This window comes from Neptunicella marina (assembly GCF_014270035.1).
Lineage (GTDB): Bacteria > Pseudomonadota > Gammaproteobacteria > Enterobacterales > Alteromonadaceae > Neptunicella > Neptunicella marina.
This window is the reverse complement of sequence record NZ_JACNEP010000003.1, coordinates 317,996-338,466: the sequence shown is the minus strand read 5'-3', so window position 1 is coordinate 338,466 and position 20,471 is coordinate 317,996. Positions and strand designations below refer to the sequence as shown.

The 20,471-nt window shown below is 45.1% G+C and carries 12 protein-coding genes; 1 reads left to right on the top strand and 11 read right to left on the bottom strand.

The genetic code is table 11. From position 1 onward, the window contains the following. Positions 1-14 precede the first annotated feature (14 nt). The gene (gene ribF / locus H8B19_RS06075) at positions 15-953 is read right to left on the bottom strand and encodes a bifunctional riboflavin kinase/FAD synthetase (RefSeq protein ID WP_186505903.1); all 939 of its coding nucleotides are present in this window, start codon (positions 951-953) and stop codon (positions 15-17) included. 132 nt (positions 954-1,085) lie between these two features. After that, positions 1,086-2,654 (bottom strand): murein biosynthesis integral membrane protein MurJ, encoded by a 1,569-nt coding sequence (murJ, locus tag H8B19_RS06070; protein ID WP_186505902.1) that lies wholly within the window; start codon positions 2,652-2,654, stop codon positions 1,086-1,088. 158 nt (positions 2,655-2,812) lie between these two features. Between murJ and H8B19_RS06065 the strand changes: the two genes are divergently transcribed. Then, positions 2,813-3,478 carry a hypothetical protein gene (locus H8B19_RS06065; protein ID WP_186505901.1) on the top strand — a complete coding sequence of 222 codons (666 nt, stop codon included), beginning with the start codon at positions 2,813-2,815 and terminating at the stop codon, positions 3,476-3,478. On the opposite strand, the gene H8B19_RS06060 is transcribed toward H8B19_RS06065, so the two are convergent. From H8B19_RS06060 to H8B19_RS06020, 9 genes are all read right to left on the bottom strand, one after another. After that, the gene (locus H8B19_RS06060; RefSeq protein ID WP_186505900.1) at positions 3,475-4,173 is read right to left on the bottom strand and encodes a DUF6445 family protein; all 699 of its coding nucleotides are present in this window, start codon (positions 4,171-4,173) and stop codon (positions 3,475-3,477) included. The genes H8B19_RS06065 and H8B19_RS06060 overlap by 4 nt on opposite strands. 3 nt (positions 4,174-4,176) lie before the next feature. Further along, the gene (locus tag H8B19_RS06055; RefSeq protein WP_186505899.1) at positions 4,177-5,685 is read right to left on the bottom strand and encodes a tryptophan halogenase family protein; all 1,509 of its coding nucleotides are present in this window, start codon (positions 5,683-5,685) and stop codon (positions 4,177-4,179) included. 12 nt (positions 5,686-5,697) lie between these two features. Further along, complete coding sequence (locus H8B19_RS06050) at positions 5,698-7,107, bottom strand: tryptophan 7-halogenase (RefSeq protein WP_186505898.1); 1,410 nt, start codon at positions 7,105-7,107, stop codon at positions 5,698-5,700. Beyond that, complete coding sequence (locus tag H8B19_RS06045; RefSeq protein WP_186505897.1) at positions 7,107-8,678, bottom strand: tryptophan halogenase family protein; 1,572 nt, start codon at positions 8,676-8,678, stop codon at positions 7,107-7,109. Before H8B19_RS06045 ends, H8B19_RS06050 begins: the two co-directional genes overlap by 1 nt. A 104-nt stretch (positions 8,679-8,782) precedes the next feature. Next, the gene (locus tag H8B19_RS06040) at positions 8,783-12,124 is read right to left on the bottom strand and encodes a TonB-dependent receptor (RefSeq protein ID WP_206683164.1); all 3,342 of its coding nucleotides are present in this window, start codon (positions 12,122-12,124) and stop codon (positions 8,783-8,785) included. A gap of 544 nt (positions 12,125-12,668) precedes the next feature. After that, the gene (gene manD / locus H8B19_RS06035) at positions 12,669-13,877 is read right to left on the bottom strand and encodes a D-mannonate dehydratase ManD (protein ID WP_186505896.1); all 1,209 of its coding nucleotides are present in this window, start codon (positions 13,875-13,877) and stop codon (positions 12,669-12,671) included. A 1-nt stretch (position 13,878) separates the two neighbouring features. After that, positions 13,879-16,767: a glycosyl hydrolase 115 family protein gene (locus tag H8B19_RS06030; protein ID WP_186505895.1), complete on the bottom strand. Its 2,889-nt coding sequence runs from the start codon at positions 16,765-16,767 to the stop codon at positions 13,879-13,881. Next, on the bottom strand, positions 16,768-18,495 hold the full coding sequence (locus H8B19_RS06025) for a glycoside hydrolase family 43 protein (protein WP_186505894.1): 1,728 nt from the start codon (positions 18,493-18,495) through the stop codon (positions 16,768-16,770). A gap of 13 nt (positions 18,496-18,508) precedes the next feature. Next, entirely contained in the window at positions 18,509-20,251 is a 1,743-nt protein-coding gene (locus tag H8B19_RS06020; protein ID WP_186505893.1) for a glycoside hydrolase family 9 protein, read from the bottom strand. Positions 20,252-20,471: the final 220 nt, after the last annotated feature.

Genomic DNA, 20,471 nt, shown 5'->3' with positions numbered 1-20,471 from the left:
AAAATGTAATTCAGTTAAATTGCCTGATGCAGGCTATCAAAATAACGTTTGGCTTGCTCACTATCTAATGCAATTTGTTGGCGTAAATCGTCAAGTGAGGCAAATTTTTGTTCATCACGAATTTTGCTCAATAATTCTACTTCAATATGCAGCCCGTATAAATGCTGATCAAAATCAAATAAATGTGCTTCCAGCTGCATACGGCTGCCGTTTAACGTAGGTCGGGTGCCCACATTAGCCACCCCGTTAAAATCACCACGAGGGCTTTTAACTCTTACCGCATACACACCGGCTACCGGTGATTTTACCCGTTTTAACAACAGGTTTGCGGTAGGAAAACCTATGGTACGCCCTTTCTTCTCACCATGAATGACTTTACTGGCAATTGAAAATTTACGTCCCAGTAAGGATTCAGCCAACTGCATATTGCCAGCAGCCAGTGCATCACGCACAGCAGTTGAGCTGATACGACAATCCTGATGTCTAAAACTCTGAGTACTCACCACGTCAAAGCCCCAGCGCTGGCCTTCGCGCTGTAACATATCAAAATCACCGGTACGATCATGTCCAAAACGGAAATCGTCACCCACCACCAAAAAACGGATACCTAATTTAGCGACCAGTAACTCTTCAACAAAATGATTGGCGCTTTGTGCGGCAAATTCACGGTTGAATTTCACGCATATCAGACGATCCACACCCAGTTTTTTTAGTTCGGTATATTTATCACGTAATCGGCTTAATCTCGCGGGTGCCGTCTGTGGACGGAATACCTCTTCCGGCTGAGGTTCAAACACCATCACGGTCGCCGGTAACTGCATTTTTCTGGCTTGTTCGACCAGATTTTTTAGCACCGCCTGATGACCAAGATGCACGCCGTCGAACTTACCAATAGTCAGCACACAGCCACGGTGTTTCTGCCGGATATTGTGCAAACCCCTGATTAATTCCACTGACACCCCTTAAGCAAACCGCATTCCGCCAAGTTTGGCGTATAAAAACAGCGGATTATAACCAACTAGCAGTGTAAAAAAAGCACTCTGACAGGGATGTTTGATGATTTATTTAATATGTTGGCGTAAAGCTTACAGATCTGCTGTTTTTCTGAGCAATGATGAAGGTCTGACACCTAATACGATAGCACTGGTGACAAAAATAACACATGCACCAGCAATACACGCTGAGAGAGCTAAAATTTGCTGTTTAATATCCCAGGCCATCCATTGCTGATTAGAAGGCTGCCACCAATGTAAACAACCTGCCATCACCAGCGCTGCGAGCAGAATCTGGCTGACAAAAATAATGGTTTTGCGTGACACTCGGAAAATCTGACTACGGTGCAATTGTTGGTATAACAAAATGGCGTTTAGCAAGGCAGACGCAGAGGTTGCCATGGCCAACCCCACATAACTAAAGTGCCAGGCAAAAATCACGTTAAAAACCATATTGCTGATCATCGCCCAAATGCCAAATTTAACCGGTGTTTTTACATCCTGACGAGAATAAAACCCCGGTGCCAACACCTTAATTAACATAAAACACAATAAACCACTGGCATAGGCTACTAATGCCGCTGACGTCATTACCACATCATTAGCAGTAAACTCACCACGCTGAAATAACACAGTTAACATGGGCGAAGCCAATACAATGAGCCCGGCGGTGGCAGGAATACCCAACAAGCACACCATTTTCAAACCCCAGTCCATATTCTGTTTAAATGCCTGATGGTCCTGCTTAGCATGGTCATTAGATAATGTTGGCAGGATCACAGTGGCAATGGCGATACCGAATAATCCCAGGGGGAATTCAAGCAAACGGTCGGAATAATACAGCCAGCTAATAGAACTGTCCTGTAAGTGACTGGCAATAAAGGTATCGAACAACAGATTGATTTGACTAACGGAAACACCAAACAAGGCTGGGATCATCAGTTTTCTGACCCGACTGACTTGCGGGTCGCGCCAGCCCCACTGCGGTTTTACTAACAATCCAGCTTTGCGCAAAAAAGGGATCTGAAAAACAAATTGCACCACACCACCAATAAATACCCCCCACGCTAACCCAATCGCCGGTTCGGTTAGCTGAGGTGATAACCATAGCGCTGCGCCAATAATACAGGCATTTAATAACACCGGCGTAAATGCTGATACAGCAAAGCGATTTAAGGTATTCAAAATAGCGCCAGATAGCGCAGTTAAAGTGATAAAAAACAAATAAGGGAAAGTGATTTTCAGCATCAACGCAGCGAGTTCATATTTTGCTGCCTCGGGCCCGCCATTGAGATAATCAATAAACCAGCCATTGGCAAATAACATCGCCAGTATCGGTGAGGCAATAACGCCTAATATAGTGACTATCATCACCAGGGTGCCGAGTGTGCCCGCCACTCGAGCGATAAACAGCTTAAGTTCATCTTCCGAGTGCTGATGTTTGACTTCACTCAACATCGGAATAAACGCCTGCGCAAATGCGCCTTCAGCAAACAAGCGACGCAGGAAGTTGGGTATTTTATTTGCCAGCAAGAATACATCGGCACTACCACCGGCACCGAGCAAATTGGCGACGATCACATCGCGAGCTAATCCCATGACTCTGGATACAAAGGTCATGGCACTGACAATCATGCCTGATTTAAGAAGTTTTCCCGACAAAATACATAGTCCCAACGAAATATGCGCCCATTATGCTGCAACTCGTTTAGACGCAAAACCCTCTTTAATAGACTAAAGCTAAATAAATGAAAAATAACTATAAAAAAGCCAAATCTGTCTATTATTAAATCAATGCTGATATCCAAAGGACAGGAAAGATGTCATCAACTGATAATATTATTATGGCTGTAGGCGGACTGCTTATTCTAATAGGCTTATACCTGTTTATTGGCGGTAAAAAAGATTCAGGCAGCCACAATAATGTCGAAGGGTTTGGCATTAAACTCAACGTGAGTAATCCGTCAATCATTCTGATTATTGTTGGAGTAGGATTATTATTAGTCCCCCGTTTGTTGCCAGAATCTAAGCCTACACCGATCGATAGCAACGAGCGAGTCATTGACAACAATCCGGATCCTAAGGTTTCTCCCAGCCCCCAAATTGAACCGCAAAAGCCTGATGCGGACTTATTTTTTCCTGCTGGATTTTGGCAACTGGCCAATTACAAACAAAACGGTATAGAGATGCCGGTTCCGAGTATGGTGCGAGGTAACATTAGTTTCGGCAATCCCGCCAATCAGCAAATCAGCTGGAAAACTCATGTGTGGATTGATGATATTTGGGGCGGCACTAGCAACTTTTTCTATCAGGGACAAATCCGCTATAACAATGGTGGCTACTTTATTTCATTTGATAACAGTAATGATCCCGACTTTTCACCTAATGGATTTGTGCCTTTAGAGCTTTATATGGAAAACGAACAGTTGCTGCATATGGCTTACACCTCACAAGGATTAAATGACTTGTTACACTGGCACCGTTAACCTGAAATGAAACTCGCCAGTGTAAAACGTCCGGTGAGTGGATTAAGATCAAAATTATAGTCCCTTGAAATATCACCAGAATGTAAACTCGCGCAAGAATACACCAGCATACGGTTAAATCTGGCTGGCACCGATCTAATACACTCGAACAATGCTGTATCGCCGTTTATATATTCCTGCGGCAGCCCATAAAGCTGCACTTCCTGATCTAACCGTGAAAAGTAATCCTGTTGCCGCTTTTTATCCACCCATTCATAACCTGAACTGCGGTGACGATAAAAACTGGTACCACCGTGGGAGTCATCACACAAATAGTGTAATACGGCAACATCATTAATGACTGCAAAGTCAAAATGAGGAATACATTGGGCGGGTTTTAATTCTGATAGCGGTGTACTTACCAGTGAGTAATAACTTTCAATTTGAGCCTGTTTTTGAACGCTATTTCCATCAATGAGTAACGGTTGAATAAGCGGTAATACGTTTTGCAATATAAGATTTTTATAACTATCGGGGGCGGGAGAGCGAAGCCCCGGATACAAGCCTTTTGCAGGCAACACATTTTGTTGTTGCAACGCAAAATCAATCAGCCATTTAGGATCATTTAATGCGTTATCGATAATCAACAGCGGCATGTGATCACGGCCGAAATTCAGCGTACGAATATCGGCATTATCATTCCAGGACACACTCATAATTTACATTTTGTCTGCTTTGCAGTGTTCGTTGATAAACGCCTGATGAGATGGCATGTAATCGGCAGATTTACGCACCACAGCACGAATTGACTCTAATCGGCGCTCCAATTCCTGTTCACTAAAAATATCCACCAAAGCGTGGTAAGACTGCGGGCGAATACCTTGTCCGTACATCACCTCAAACCAGCTTAAATCGTTAAACATTTCATTGTTAAAACGCGCAATACGGCCATTGGCCTTAAACTGTTCAATTTTTTGGGTGAGTTCTTCAGGCACAGACATAGTGCGGCAATAATTCCAAAAATCACTGTCATCACGTTGTGTGGCGTAATAATGCAGGATCAGGAAATCGCGGATTCGTTCGTACTCAAAATCAACCTGACGGTTGTACTCAGTTATATCTTCCGCTGAGAAATCTAAATCAGGGAAAAAGCTAAACAACTTGGATATGCCCGACTGTACCAGGTGAATACTGGTTGACTCCAACGGCTCCATAAAACCAGCAGCTAACCCAAGCGCCAGACAATTTTTATTCCACACTTTATTACGTTTACCGGTGACAAATCGCAGTAATTTTGGCTCTGCTAAGGGTTTACCTTCCAGATTATCCAACAATATTTGTTTGGCAGTCTCGTCATGCATAAATTTACTACTGTAAACGTGTCCATTGCCAATACGATGCTGCAAAGGAATGCGCCATTGCCAACCAGCTGAGTGCGCAGTTGAGCGTGTATAAGGCAAAGGATCACCATTGCTTTCACAGGGCACCGCAATCGCACTGTCACAGGGCAACCAGTGCGACCAGTCCTGATAACCGGTTTTAAGTGCTTGTTCGATTAAAATGCCTTTAAAGCCAGAACAATCGATGAAAAAGTCGGCGGCTAATACATCACCATTTTCTAAGGTTACCGATTGAATAAATCCGTTATCTTTAAGTTGAGTGGATTGCACCTTACCTTCGGTGCGTACCACGCCATGCGCCTCAGCAAATTCACGCAAATATTGCGCATACAGACCTGCATCAAAATGAAAGGCGTACGCAATATTAGACAGGGGTGAATTACCCGCATCAATCGAGCGCATAAAACGCTGTTCGCGGCTGGCCATGGCCGTTAAGGTATATTCGTCAATATGTTCAGCCTTGCCTAAGGCACGCATTTTTAACCAGTATTGATAAAAATGTACCCCTTCCATATCACGGCCAACATCGCCAAAGGCATGATAATAAGCACTGCCTTTTTTATCCCAATCAACAAATTGTATGCCTAACTTAAAGGTAGCCTGGGTTCTGCGCACAAAATCGTTTTCGTCTAAGCCCAGTAGCTGATTAAACAGCTGGATTTGTGGAATCGTCGCTTCTCCCACGCCCACAGTGCCAATTTGCTCTGATTCCACTAACTGAATGTCACAGTAACTTTTGCCCAGCACTTTGGAGATAGCCGCTGCTGCCATCCAGCCTGCGGTGCCACCACCAACAATGAGAATTTTATTTATTTTTTTACTTTGCATAGTCGATTCACTTTACTGTGAGTGAGTTAATTGTTGATAAAACGCGGCATAGTCTGGCATACCCGCAACAATGCCCTGCATGATCTTATCCAGATGCTGCAGTTTTTGTATGAGTTGTTCTAATGAGACATGCTGCAAATACAAACTATCAAGCTCAGGTTGGATCCCCAAACCAGCCAATAGCGCGTGCCAGCGAGAAGACGACACCACATCATAATCGGATTGAGGCAAGCGCCCACATCGCGCATATAGCCCGGCAACAGCATGTGACCTAATCTTTGATGAATTGACTTCAGCCAACTTATGTAACGCGTAATATTGCTCAATTTCTCTGGCTATGTTTTGCATATGCTGATTAAAACATGCCGCCAATGATAGGGTATTTGGCGACGCGGGAAAATGCGAACTTAAAAAATCACTGATTTGCATCAGCCAAACCAGGTTAGAAACACATTGTTGTTGCTCATTTTGTTGCCTGACATTGAATGAAATAACATTGTTTTGCCAATGTGGGAACTGTGTTTGTGAACACGAATCAAAACGAATGTTATCTGATCCACTATGCTGTTTTATTAATTGCGCAGCATCGATTTCGGATACAGAACTTTTATCAAAATAAAACTGATAACAAAGCTGATCACCATAGAGTGACTGATACAGCCAGCCTAGCTCAGTTGCAATGCATTGCCGGTAAGGACGCATCGCACTCGTTTCGATTGTTGTGCAAGCGCTGGCAACGCACCATGTACTTTTGCTCTCTTTTTTGCCATTTACTTGATTGCAGAGCAGATATAAATCAGCGCTATGCAATTGCCCATCCAATAAAACGCCATCAAGTTGTTTTTGGCTGTCATTCGATGTGCAATAGCTAAGCGCTGCCTCGCCTTGAAAAAAGTTAACACCCAGTTTTTCAGCCTGCTGTTTTAGCAAAGTCGTCGCACTTTTTGTCGGTAGATTGAGCCCAAACTTCAAACTGTTTTTTAACTCTGTGCGATTGGCCGGTGGAACCGCAAACCTGGCATTGCTGGCTGCTCGTGCCGCCAAATTAAATTGATTAATGGATAAATCCTGATGCTGTTTGGCGAGCTTAACCACACCTTGCACAAACTCTTCATTTGGCCCAAGCCCATAATCGGCATAGGGTACGAAAAACGACTTTTCCGTCAATTGATATTGCATGCCTAAACTGACTCCAGCTTTTGTTTGCTGCATCAGCGTTTTTAGGGCTAATTCAATTTGTTGGCAAAATGGTGCGATTTCAGGCCCGACAATCTCAACCTTATCAGGCTGCTCACGCACACTTTCAAACGCAGAAATTCGAACTGAAAAAGGCTGCAGCTCGGCGGCTAACAGCGCACATTGGGCATAAAAATCAAAGCCTGAGCCTATCAGTGCAATATGAAGATCCTGCTTAGTCGTCATTAGCATAAACGCCCGTAAAGAGATTGCCCGACGGCAGGATAATGCGCAGTACTTTGCTCAGAGCGCTGCGCTGTGGCATCAAGCGCATGCTGATGGGCAGGCATTTTAGCTACCGCATTTTGCACGCTTTGGTAGTAACGTTCGAGTTGTTGATTAATACTGTCTGACGATAATTTTCCAAGGGCACTATTATCAGTTAGTGGATAAAAACCCTGGCCTAAATACACCGCCAGCCAGCTCGGCTGCATAAATAATCCTTGTCGATAATTATCAACACAGGCGTGTTGTTTAAACAGATCCATTTGCTGTTGCAAGCTATCGGGTATCGACATATCAGCACAATAACGCCAAAAATCGCTGTCTTGCCGCTGATTTAATTTGTAATGCAGGATCAAAAAGTCCCGCACTTTGAGGTATTCATTATTTAATGTGCGATTAAAATAATCACGTTCGACGTCAGTTACACCATTTTGCGGGAACAGCTCAATTAAACGCTGGATCGCTATTTGGGTTAAATACAAGCTGGTGGATTCTAACGGCTCTAAAAATCCGGCAGACAAACCAATTGCCACACAATTTTTCACCCAGGAATTTGTGCGCTTGCCCGTAACGAAGCTAATTTTTTTCGGAGCCTTATCCGCGTGTATTTCCAAATGCTCTGAAAACTGCTGCTGCGCTGAACTGTCCGACATAAAATCGCTGGCATAAACCCAGCCATTACCGGTGCGATGTTGCAGCGGTATACGCCAACGCCAGCCGGCAGTATGCGCGCTTGCTTGTGTATAAGGCACTATTGTGTCCATTTTTTTGGTAGCTAACGCCAATGCGCTGTCGCAGGGTAACCAGTGCTGCCAGTTGTCAAAGGGTTGCTGCAAACTTTCGCCCACCAACAAGGAGCGAAACCCGGAACAGTCAATAAAAAAATCACCGTTAATTTCTTGGCCATCTTGCAGCACCAGACTTTTGATATCCCCGGACGAATGTTGATGAACGCTGGTAATTTTATCTTCGATGCGCTCAACACCTGCTTGTTGCGCCAGCTGTTTTAAGAAAAGACCATATTGGGTGGCATCCAAATGAAAGGCATAGCTGTAATGGCTAAGTAATGAGGTTTCATCCTCAGATTGATACTGAAACTTACCTGCCAGCGCCATTTGGCACGCAATGGAATACTGCTGGAAATCACGTGCCTGTCCGGCTTTTTTGGCCTTAAGCCAGGCATGATGAAATCCAACACCAGCAATATCCTCACCGCTAAAACCAAACGGATGAATGTAACTGCTGTTTTCACTTCCCCAGCCGTTAAACTGGATCCCTAATTTATAGGTTGCACCAGTTGCCTGCATAAACTGGTTTTCGTCTATGCCAAGCATTTGATTAAATTGACGAATATGTGGGATCGTTGCTTCACCGACACCCACGGTACCGATTTGCGCAGACTCAACTAATTGGATACTAAAGCGTTGTGGATCTAAAAATCGACCCATTGCCGCAGCGGTCATCCACCCGGCCGAACCTCCACCAACTATTACAACCTTAAAGCGTTGCATACCGCCCATTTTCTCCGACATGTCTGATTAGCGACCTGAGTTATATCACATCAAAATGTACAAAACGAAAAGCTGTCACAAACAAAAACGCCCCGATAAACGAGGCGTTTTAACATCAACAATGTTTAGAAGTTTGCGCGAACAACAAAGGCAACCCTTCTGTCAGCTTCAAACCAGGAGCGACCTGCTTCTAAATATTCATCATTTAGCAGCATGATAGTTTCTGATACCGAGTTGGTCAGGTTAGTGCCTTGCAGACCCACGGTAATGCTATCAGTGACATTGTAGAACACCGACGCATCTAACTGACCATGATCATCATAGAATAACGGTGCTTTACTGATAACATCACGCGTGGTTAACAGGTAGCGAGAACGCCAGTTATAGGCTAAACGCGCGCTCCAGCCATCTTTTTCGTACATAGCAACCAGGTTAGCCGTGTGTCGTGATTGCCCCTGCATTGGCACGCTATCAAAACTAACGCGGATACCGGTATCTGTTGCCACATCGCCTACCCATGATGCATCGTCATAAGACTGCTCATTGTTTGGCACACCGGCAGCGTCAATATAGGTATAGGTAGCCTGTAAACCTAAACCATCAAACGGCTCTGGCAACATATCAAAGAACTGCTGATAGGCAATTTCCAACCCTTCCATTGTACCTTCGCCACCATTGGTAGTGGTCGTTAGTAATACGGTTTGCTCTGCACCATTGGACGGATTAGTGAACGAACGAGGGAACGCGCCCTGAATAAAGTAGTTTTTCAAGTCCTTACGGAAGTAAGTACCACTTAATTGGCCAACTTCAGCGAAGTACCATTCCAAACCAATATCAAACTGCGTTGATTCCATTGGTTTGAGGTAAGGGTTACCACCGCTACCTGTCCAGGAACCTACCAGCGTTTCCTGAATTAAATTATCTTCAGGCTCTGGCGGATTCTCCGGATCAATCACGCCGCCTGCACGAACAGTTTGTAAGCTTTGCGCCCCTAAAGATGCATGGTTAACCACATCGCCCATATCTGGTAAAGCTACGGCCTTAGAAAAAGCAAAACGTGCAATTAAATCATCGTCCAATTCAACTTTTAAGTTAAAGCTGGGTAACCACATTTTAAAGGTGGTGCTGGCTTCCACTTCCTGTTCACTATCATTACCAAATTGACGCGCATTATCTGGCAGATAGTTGTTCATATCGCCAATCCAACGGTTGTCGGGTAATCCGTTTGGATTACCATCTGCATCCATACCGGTAGAGCGAATTGCAGAGGCTACGTCCGGGAAGATGCCATCGGCAACTTGCTGATTTACGTAAGTCAGCACTACATCGGGATTTAGTGATTGGCCTTGTAATGACGCTGGCGGCGCAAAATCAGGCACCAAGTCAGGGAAAGTAACAGAACCTAAACTAGTGCGGTCTAACTCAACATAACGCAAACCAATGTTACCGCTGTAACGCAGATCTCCGTCACCTTCGAAATTCAAACGTACATAAATCGCTTTATTTTCTTCAGTGGTTTCACTGATCTCCCCGGGTGTAAACAATCCATACTCTGCATCTACGTTGTCTCGCAACGAATAAGGAGCCCAGTCTCCACCTGCGGTGCGATAGGGTTGTGCGCCTTTAATAATGTTACGCACATATTCTTCGGTCATATGAATGGTTTGGTTACCCGGTATATCAGCAACACCACCACCCATAAAGTCAGACCAGTCGACTAATTCGTAATCTGATGGGCTCAGATCTGTGGTTGGCAACCAGGCTGCGGGTGCCGAACCGGAAAACTCAGGCCCCAAAGACCCCCAGTTCCAGTCGGTTTTGCGAATCGTTTGTTCACGCTTGGCGTAACGCACACCGGTTTGCAATGAATTAAATATGCCCATATTGTCGAGGAAATATTTGGCATCGATACGCGCTGCTACAGAGTCACCTTCAGAGCGTTCATAGTGATCCATCGCCGAACGCAGGAAATAAGAATTAGGATCCTGGAAGAAATTGCCATCTCCCGCCGGATCACCAGAGAATCCCGGATAATTTTCCGCAAACAGATCTGGATTTTCATCACGATAACCTAACCATGGATCGATGTATCGCACATGCGGCTTACCTCCGCCAGTTGTATCGTATTCCTGCGCAGCAAACCCCCCCGTGTGCAGCACGACATCGTCATCCTGAGTATCCGCTTTAACGTATTGGATATCTGTTGTTACTGTTAAATCTTCGGTAGCAATCCAACGCAAGTTCAATGAGAAGTCTTCTACCAAAGTAGACGTATCTTTTACCCGGCTATCATACTGGGTTTTGTGCCCCCACTGTGGACGGGCATTTTCACCCCAGGCACGTGGCACATTGTGTGCACCCGTTACCGGATCGGTCGCATTACCATCAGCAGCACGCCAGCCGCCCGCCCCCTGAGTAATAATCCCTGACTCAAAACGACCTAGCTCATCAAATTCAAACTCTGTCCCGGCCAGAGGACGAGACGCATCCTCACCGGCAATTTTTTGTGAATAACCGCCCTGATATTTGATTGCATTTTCATGCCATGAAAGCGTGGCGTCTGAACGAATATACTGAAACGTTGCCAGTAAACTATCATCAGCGGTTTCAAACTGAATGGTCGCCGCCATGCCCTCACGCTTGCGATCGTCGACTTTTTTAAGCAAGTTTGCGCCGTTAGTCACCCAAACAATGCCTTCTCCATCATCACCAACAAAGGCTTCTGCACCGGCTAAATCACGGGCATAAAATTGGGTATATGCATCTGATTGAATACCTTCGGACGCACCATGCAAAGTCGAGTTGGCATAGTTAACTAACAGCCCCCATTCTGCACCGCTATCCAGTGTCCAGCGATCGCTAAACAAACCAGAAAAAGTTGGGCTGCCTTCTTCAGCAATATCACCGTAAGAATAATCGGCGTTAAATGCGATAACACGATCCTGCGAGTCAAATGGCTTTCGAGTCCGCAGACTAATAGTGCCGCCAATACCGCCCTCAATCATATCAGCAGTCTGGCTCTTATAAACATCAACGCCCCCCATTAATTCGGGTGACACATCCTGGAATGATAATCCACGACCAGAGTTGGCAGTAAAGGAATCACGCCCATTAAATTCAGAGCGGGTCTGAGTCATACCACGGATAATGGCACCACTGCCTTCCACACTGAAATGATCCGGGTCATCTGGGCCGGCAAATCGTTCAACCGATACACCGGGTAAACGCTGAATAGCTTCTAATACACTTCGGTCTGGCAAGGAACCAATATCCGATGCAGTAATGGAATCCACTACTGTGTCAGCCTCGCGTTTCAGATTCTGGGCATTTAACAGGTTAGCGCGTGTTCCCCTTACCTCAATCTGTTCTACTTCATCGGTTTGATCTTTTTTATCAGCGTCCTGCTCGGTTGCAGCTTGCTGACCATAAGCAACAAAATTGACGCCCATCATGGCGACTGCCAGCATGGATTTCCTGAAGATTGGTTTTGTTGTCCGTCGTTTATATTTAACACCTGGATGTGTCATTAATATGCTCCACTGTCTTTATTGTCTTACATTCACAGATGAGCGTTTAATGCTAACTACCACAACTTAAACGAGATTGCTGGTCGAGGCGGTTGTCCCCCGAAACCGTCCCTGCAACCGTTTACACTCTTCACCATTAAAGAATGCAAAATCATCAGTGAAAACGTTTTTATTTTTTGCCATAGTGAACGGGGTTAAGAAACCAGTCAAACACCTGCAAAAATTTCGCAACATAAAAACAATAAATCGAAACAATTTTATAACAAGATTTTTATGTAATGGGTATAACGAAATAGTCACGAAAAAATGAATATTAGTGTAGATAATTCAATCAATTAGATATTAACCGCACAAAAATAAAGACGATTTTATTATAGAAGCTTTTTTGTAATGACATAAAAAAGCACCCTGCAGGGTGCTAATAATGTTAATAAACCTTAGGCAAAAATTAACCTGAATCAGTCATTTTTGATTTTACTGCGTGTTACCAATGCCATAAGGTGCCATCTTCCAAACGGTTGACCGGCAAACATTTACGCTGATACGGATATTTCGCCGCCAGTTTTTCATCAATATCCACGCCGTGGCCAATTGCCTCACCCGGCGTAAAGTAACCATCTTCGTAACGATAAGCACGGGTAAATACCGATTCCATCAGTTCGCTGTGTGGCATATGTTCCTGAATTCCAAAGTTTGGTACCCAGTAATCAAAATGCAGCGCAGCGCCCATACATACAGGTGATAAATCGGTAGCACCATGGCTACCAGTTCGCACATGATACAAAGAGGCAAAATCAGCAATGCGGCGCATTTGGGTAATACCACCGGCATGCACTACTGTGGTACGAATATAATCAATCAGCTGGTTTTGGATAAGCTCGCGGCAATCGTGAATGGAATTGAAAATTTCCCCCACTGCGATAGGCGTGGTGGTGTGCTGACGCAATAAACGGAAGCTTTCCTGATTTTCCACCGGCACCGCATCTTCCATCCAGAATAAATGATAAGGCTCCAGCTCTTTACCTAAACGACCCGCTTCAATCGGGGTTAGGCGGTGGTGAACATCGTGCAGTAGATGAATATCATTTCCGTACTGGCGGCGCACTTCATCAAATAATTTAGGGGTGAAATTCAGGTATTTTTCAGTCGACCAGCTATGTTCATCCGGTAAATCCGAATCCGCCGGTTCGTACTTACCACCACCTTTGGACACACCATAAGTCGTTGCGACACCTGGAATGCCTGACTGTACACGGATCGCTTTATAACCTTGCTCTATGGCTTTGCCCACCGCATCCAAAGTAGAAGGAATATCAGCACCATTGGCATGGGTATAAACCATTATTTTATCGCGGCTGCGTCCACCTAATAGCTGATACAGCGGCATATTGGCGGCTTTGGCTTTGATATCCCATAAAGCAGTATCAACTGCAGCAATCGCTGTCATACCAACCGGACCACGACGCCAGTAGGCACCGCGATATAAATACTGCCAGATATCTTCGATGCGCTGTGCATCTTTGCCAATTAACATCGGGCACAGGTAATCTTCTAAAAAGCTAACTACCGCTTTTTCACGCCCGTTTAAAGTGGCATCACCAATGCCATACAAGCCCTCGTCCGTTACAATTTTTAAGGTGACGAAGTTGCGGCCAGGACAACACACAATGACTTTTGCTTCGGTGATTTTCACGTTATTTCTCCATAGATGTCGCTGATGACGCAGCGATGTACTTACTTGCTTGTGGTCCCAGATAAGAAGGCTTCAGACCACCGGTATTAATAATAATTTTCTCAATGACAACGGCAGGATCAATCAGATAGATGCGTAACTTATGATGCCCGGTTTCCATGACCTGATGCTGACTAACGATATCGCGAATATTGTTACTCACCGCCTGTTGCCAGTCGGCATGGGTATTCTTCGCCAGAATATCGACTATTTGCGGTGTTTTATCGTCCACGGCAATGGCATAACGCAAGCCGCGCTCAGGTACAAAATTAAGCGTAGGAGCCACCTGAGTGTGTACCGTTAAATCCCCCGTTGTAAACAAAGTAAAGTCGTATTCCAATACCGGTGTATTGGTCAAATCTTCGATACTGGTATTGGCGGGGGTAACGCTGGTTACTGAGGCTTTTTCACGACCATAGTTGGGGATCAACTGCCAGCTGACATCCTTTGAATTGTTCAGCATATTAGCTTTGCTCACATCCAGTGAGATGTAGCCGTCTGCCTCAACAAAGCCGTTTACGTCTGTTGACTGTGGCTTAACAGCAGTGACATTAATGACGGCGCCGCCCCAGCCGGTGCCTTTTATATTAATCTGTCCAGCCAGCTCACCTGCAGGCGCCTTTTGCCAGTCGATACTTACCCACAAACGCTGTTCAATGGTTACCTGCCCACTGGTTTTACTAATTTTGATCCAGGGTTGGTTAGCACTGGCACTAAACGCAAAGCCTTTTGTGCCTTTATTGAATACATCAATAAAACGCTGCTGCTGACCATAAGGTGAAAAAGCATCTAAAGTTAAACGCCCCTGAGCTGGCCACGATGCCTCAGTTCCTTCCACTGCCACGCCCATATCTGCAACAGCTTGTGGCTGATTCATTGCCACATAAGGCATGCTATTGGCAGGAGGATTATTCCAGTGGGTGTAACCAATATGAGTTTGATCCATAAAGTGATCCCAGCGCCCATTTTCTAACTCATGGTATCGCTTGGTTAGCTCGGCATCTTTTTCAAACCACTGTTTAGTTTGTTCAGCAAATTGATTAGTACTGGCACGGCCCTGTTTGGCATATAAACGATTTATCGCCACATTGTGATACAGCTCAAACACCGCTTGCGATGCTTGTACAGGATGCAGCACCAATTGGAAGAAAGCGGCTTTATCCTCATCATTTAATTGCTGATAAATATTCTCAGCACTGGCTGCCAGACTTTGCAATTCATCAGACACGCCTTTGGCTTCGAGATAATGCAAAATACTGTAGGTGTTTTCATCTAAAAGTTCTGGTTTGCGATTAGCGTTATGGCGAGTGTAACCATCAACAATTCGCGCGATTTCTGCAGCATGAGTTTCACTAAATTGCTGACGCGCCCACTGCTGTGAATATTGGCTTAACTGCTGCTGCGCAACGGCATCCGGGTTCCAGGCTAAACGCAGGAAAAAGTCTGTAGGCAGTTCCATTGGTTTTAGATCACCTACATTCACCACCCAGATTCGATCAGCGCCATACTGATAAGCAAGCTTCATTTGCTCCCACACTTTGCTAACTTGTGTGGTATTGATCCAGCGATAGGAACGTGGCCCACCTACATAATCAAAGTGATAATACACACCCGCGCCTCCCTGGCGTAAACGCTCTTTTTCGGTTGGTAAGCGGCGGATATTGCCCCAGTTATCATCTGACCATAACAACGTCACATCGTCTGGCACGCGCATGCCATTTTCGTAATAACTTTGTACTTCTTTATACAAAGTCCATACCTGCGGCACATCACTGATATCGCGATCACTAAAGGTGTTTTTCAGGATTTCACGCTGGTCGTGAACGATTTTTTCCAGCAGGCCGATGTTTTCGGTTTCACTCATCGGCGTGTCTGCCTGACCACGCATCCCCAAGGTAAAAATGCTGTCTAAGTTTTTATGACGCTCTGCACCTTGCTGCCAGAATTGATACAGATTATCCGGGTTAACCGCATAGTCCCATTTACCCTTACCTACTCTGTCCCATTCTTTATCGGCGCGCATCATAGGCTCATGGTGTGAGGTACTCATTACTATGCCCATTTCATGGGCCAGTTTCGGGTTATTGACGTCATCCATGCTAAAGGCATTATTCCACATGGCAGGCCACAGGAAGTTGGCTTTTAAGCGCAATAACAATTCAAAAACATGCTGATAAAACTCTGCGTTGTAATCACCGTATTTTTCTTTCACCCACCCGGTTAAGGCGGGTGCTTCATCATTTAAAAAAATACCGCGATATTTGACTTTGGGCTGCTCGGTGACGTTTACATCAGCGGCAATAAATAGTTGTGACTGAGGTTTAATTGCCACATCGGCCCACCAATACCAGGGTGAAACACCGATTTGCTCCGAAATATCATAAACACCAAAAATGGTGCCGCGTCTGTCACTACCAGCTACAACCAATGCTTTTTCAACGCCCGGAAACGGATTGGTGACTTGCTGAATATGGAATGCTTCCCACTGCCCTTTAATAGCTGATACATCCAGTTTGCCGCTGGCAATCAGTTGATCTATTAATTGGCTGTGGCCTACTGTGCCAATAATCACCAGCGCCGACTGGCCGCTTGGCTCATTAATTAACTGCGGTTTGATACCAGTGACTTTTTGAATATCACTCTGCAAAGATTGCACCGCCAGCGATACACCGGACAAGTCCTGACTATCCACATAGATGGCGGTGGCGGTGTTACCTTGTTTTAACGCAAAATCACCTTGCTGATAGTCATAATGCACATAGGATTTTTTAAGAGGAACCGATGCTGTCGCCCAGCAGGACACCAAAGTACAACTAATGAAAATAAGTTTGACCAACTGCGCAAACCGCATTTATTTTTCTCCGTTTTTAACAAACTGGCTATAAGGCCCGACCATAGTGCCGACAAATCCTCCGGCCACTGTGGTACTTAAAATTTTACCGTCGGTATCCTTTAAAAACGGTTGCTGATTGTCTGCAAGTGAATAGCTAAAATCCATTTTTCCGGCATTAGCAGTTATCGACAATCTGATGGTGTCACCCGCTTCGGCAACAATTTTTATATTCGCTAATTTTTGTTCAATACCCGCGGCCATCTGGCGCACTAATAAGTGATAACCACCTGTCATTTTGCTCAGACCAAAATCATAGTGATACTGGCTGTTTTGAAAGGCAGTTAGGCCTGTTTCAATTTCAGTGGATTCAGGCAATACCAGCTCGGCACTGGCAGTAAAATGCATATGTTGCTGACGATGTCCGATAAAAGCCGGCTGATTAAGGGAATTTAAATTGGCTGGTTGCGCGGTTAATGTTAACTGTCCATTTTCAAGCGCTGACCAACTATGTTCAGCCTGACGTAGCCAGCTCCAATTAAGATCAAGATTCGTTTGTTCAAAGTCATCCCGCCAAACAAAGTTACCGGTTTGTGGCACGGCATCGGCCGGTTTAAATAAATCTAAATTGGGACGTTTGGTCACATAAGGCACCACGTCGCCTTTGGCTAAAATCGTCGGCCAGTCATTATTCCAGCTCACCGGTAAAAGAAAGGTTTCGCGGCCGGTGTTGTAAAAGCGCTGCTCATAGGAACGAGTGGCTAAAAACACCGCCCACCAGTCACCGGCTGGCGTTTGGATTAAATCGGCATGCCCGGCCGTGGTAACAGGTTGTGCCCGGTTCGGATCTAAATCACGTTGAGTCAGAATTGGATTATTGGCATAAGGCTCAAAAGGCGCTTCCAAAGAACGGCTGCGGAAAATCACCTCAGAGTGATTATCACCGGTGCCGCCCTGAGCGCACATCAAATAGTACCAGCCGTTAATTTTGTACAGATGCGGTGCTTCAATCCATATCGGCTTTTTGCTGATATCGGTACCGCCATTAACCACCACATGGCCTGAATCTTTGACCACTTTTTGTGTAGCAGGATCGTATTCCCACATCCAAATTGCCCGGTGTCCGTCATAACGCGGTTTTTCAGCTGGGGCATCGTTGTGGGTGATATACACCTTGCCGTTATCATCAAAAAAGATATCGGGATCAATACCACCGACTTCAGGCAACCAGATAGGACCAGACCAGGGACCTGCTGGATCCTCTGCCGTAATAATAAAATTACCACCACTATCCACTGCCGTAGTGATGATATAAAACAGTCCATCGTGATAACGAATGGTGGGCGCAAAGATACCGCGAGATACGCGCAAACCGTCAAAGTTAAATTGCGCGTTGCGATTAAGCGCATGACCAATTAATTGCCAGTTAACCAGGTCTTTACTGTGCAAAACAGGCAGCCCCGGCGCATAGGAAAACGACGAGGTGGTCAGGTAATAATCATCGCCTTTGCGCGTGATACTTGGGTCAGGGAAAAAACCACTTATAACGGGATTGTAAAACTCATCGGCTTTCAAAGGTTGCCCGAATACTTTGTCATTTCCCTGATATTCAAACCAGTTAAACGAGGCAACGGGTTTAACTTTTATCGATGCTGCGTTATCTACAACCTTTTTATCGCCACAGCCTGACAAACAACTCACAATCAACATGACAGTGGCTACAAATAATGGATGAGATACACGCAGCATACTTTGCCTCTTATTATTGGTTTAACGCAGCAAGCACAAATACCAGCGGCGCATTCCAGTTAATGGTGATTTCGTTGGTGGAATAACTGCAAACATCATCCACATAGGATAATGCAGGCAAGTTAGATGGATAGTTACAATCATCTTGCTGACCATTTTGCGCGCCACCTGCCAGCCAGCCCGGCACCGGTTCAGCAATGCCATCGGCTTCTGATGGACGATGATGAATATGCATCGGCGTTTTATGCCCGAATCCGGTCACATAACTGTAGCCCGTTGGATTACGGCCTAATACATAATCCAGCAGCCCCTGAGCCGCTTTTTTGTAATCACTGTTTTGGTTGGAGGCAAATAGTTGCATGAGCACCATTGCTTTATTCAAGGCATTGGCGTTACTGCCCCACACAAAATCTGTGCGGTTCATTGCCACTTGATAAGCGGAACTTTGAGCATCACTCACAACCTGATTGGCATAATCCGTGAGTCGTTGTTGCACATTTTGGTAATCTGCTGCTGAAAGTAATGACTTACCTTCACTTTGTAATGAAAGCAAACCTAAGGTGCCTACGTTCCCCCAACCTGGGGTACTGGCATTTAGCCAATGTTCGGATACATATTGCCAATAGATGTCTTTTTGCGTGGTTAGATACAACTCCGCCGCCGCCCAGAAAAACTCATCCTCAGCATTGTTATCACCATAAGCGCCAGTGCTAACATCTTCCGGTTGCTGATAATAAGCTTGTGGATGTTCAACAGCCCATTGCCACGCCTTTTCAGCCGCCTGAATATAATCTGCCGCTTTAGCACTATTAGGCTCGCCTAAGTCAGTATAAATTCGGCTAGCAAGTGCCAGGGTTGCGGCGTAATCGAGCGCCGCTGTAACTGTTTTTTGCACCACATAGCGCTGCGCGGTGGCATCTTTTGGCATCACCATTCCGGCAAAATTAAGTGTGGTTAATTTGTGATATACACCACCATCAACCGGATCCTGCATGCTGCGCATCCAATCCAGATTCCAGTTAGCCTCGTCAATAATATCCGGCACACTATTGGCTGATTCCGGAATATCGGTAAGTTGCTGCTGATAAAATGCGGCATACTGACGATAAGCGCTTAATAAGGTGTAGGTAGAAATACCGGAGTTAACGATATATTTATTGTAATCACCGGCGTCGTACCAGCCTTTGGGTGCACTGATTTCGCAGCCTGCCGGTCGATTGGCAGAGGCAGCTGAAGCATGAATTTTTACCTTATCATCCGCATGGCCTGCCGCCCGGGCATAGTCACCGGCAAATTCGGTGCTTAATGCTGTACTGGCACGATTAAAATAAAAGGCTTTTAACGCAGCGTTATGAACCGCCTGATAGGCATCATCACTAATAACAAATTCATCAGACTGATTATTTCCCACCACCAGTTTAAAATTGCCCTGCTGATCAAAATCACTAAAATCAGCCACTTGCACCTGCTGGTTAGCCACATCCCAGTTTGCGGCTTCGGATAAATTACCCGTATATACCACCTGATTATTTTGCTCACTTACCAGAGAAAATTCTGTCGCATCACTACTACTAACAACCGCCACCTTGAATGAATAAGGCCTGAAGCCTAACTGATTCAGTTCAAATTTAACCGTCTGTGATACAGCTGGTGAATCCGGTTTTACTGTATTACTGGCTGTTGGCGCTGTTTCTGTTCCACCACATGCTGTTAACAACAAACTGCTCATCATTAATGAAAGTTGCGCGAACCGCATTGCATTTTTCCTTGTGAATTAACTAAATGCGTTTGATTAGAAGGGAAAAGTCCCTGATCTTCAATGTAAATCCATTGTAAAAGACTTATGAAATCCGGTGAGCAGGTTTGCGTTTTATGATTTAGGGCAAAATATCGGCAACCTGCCTAAGGCATGAAAGATGACTGACTTTATTTTGCCTGATGACCGCAGTTAGAATAGCCAGTCTAACGAAAGTTAT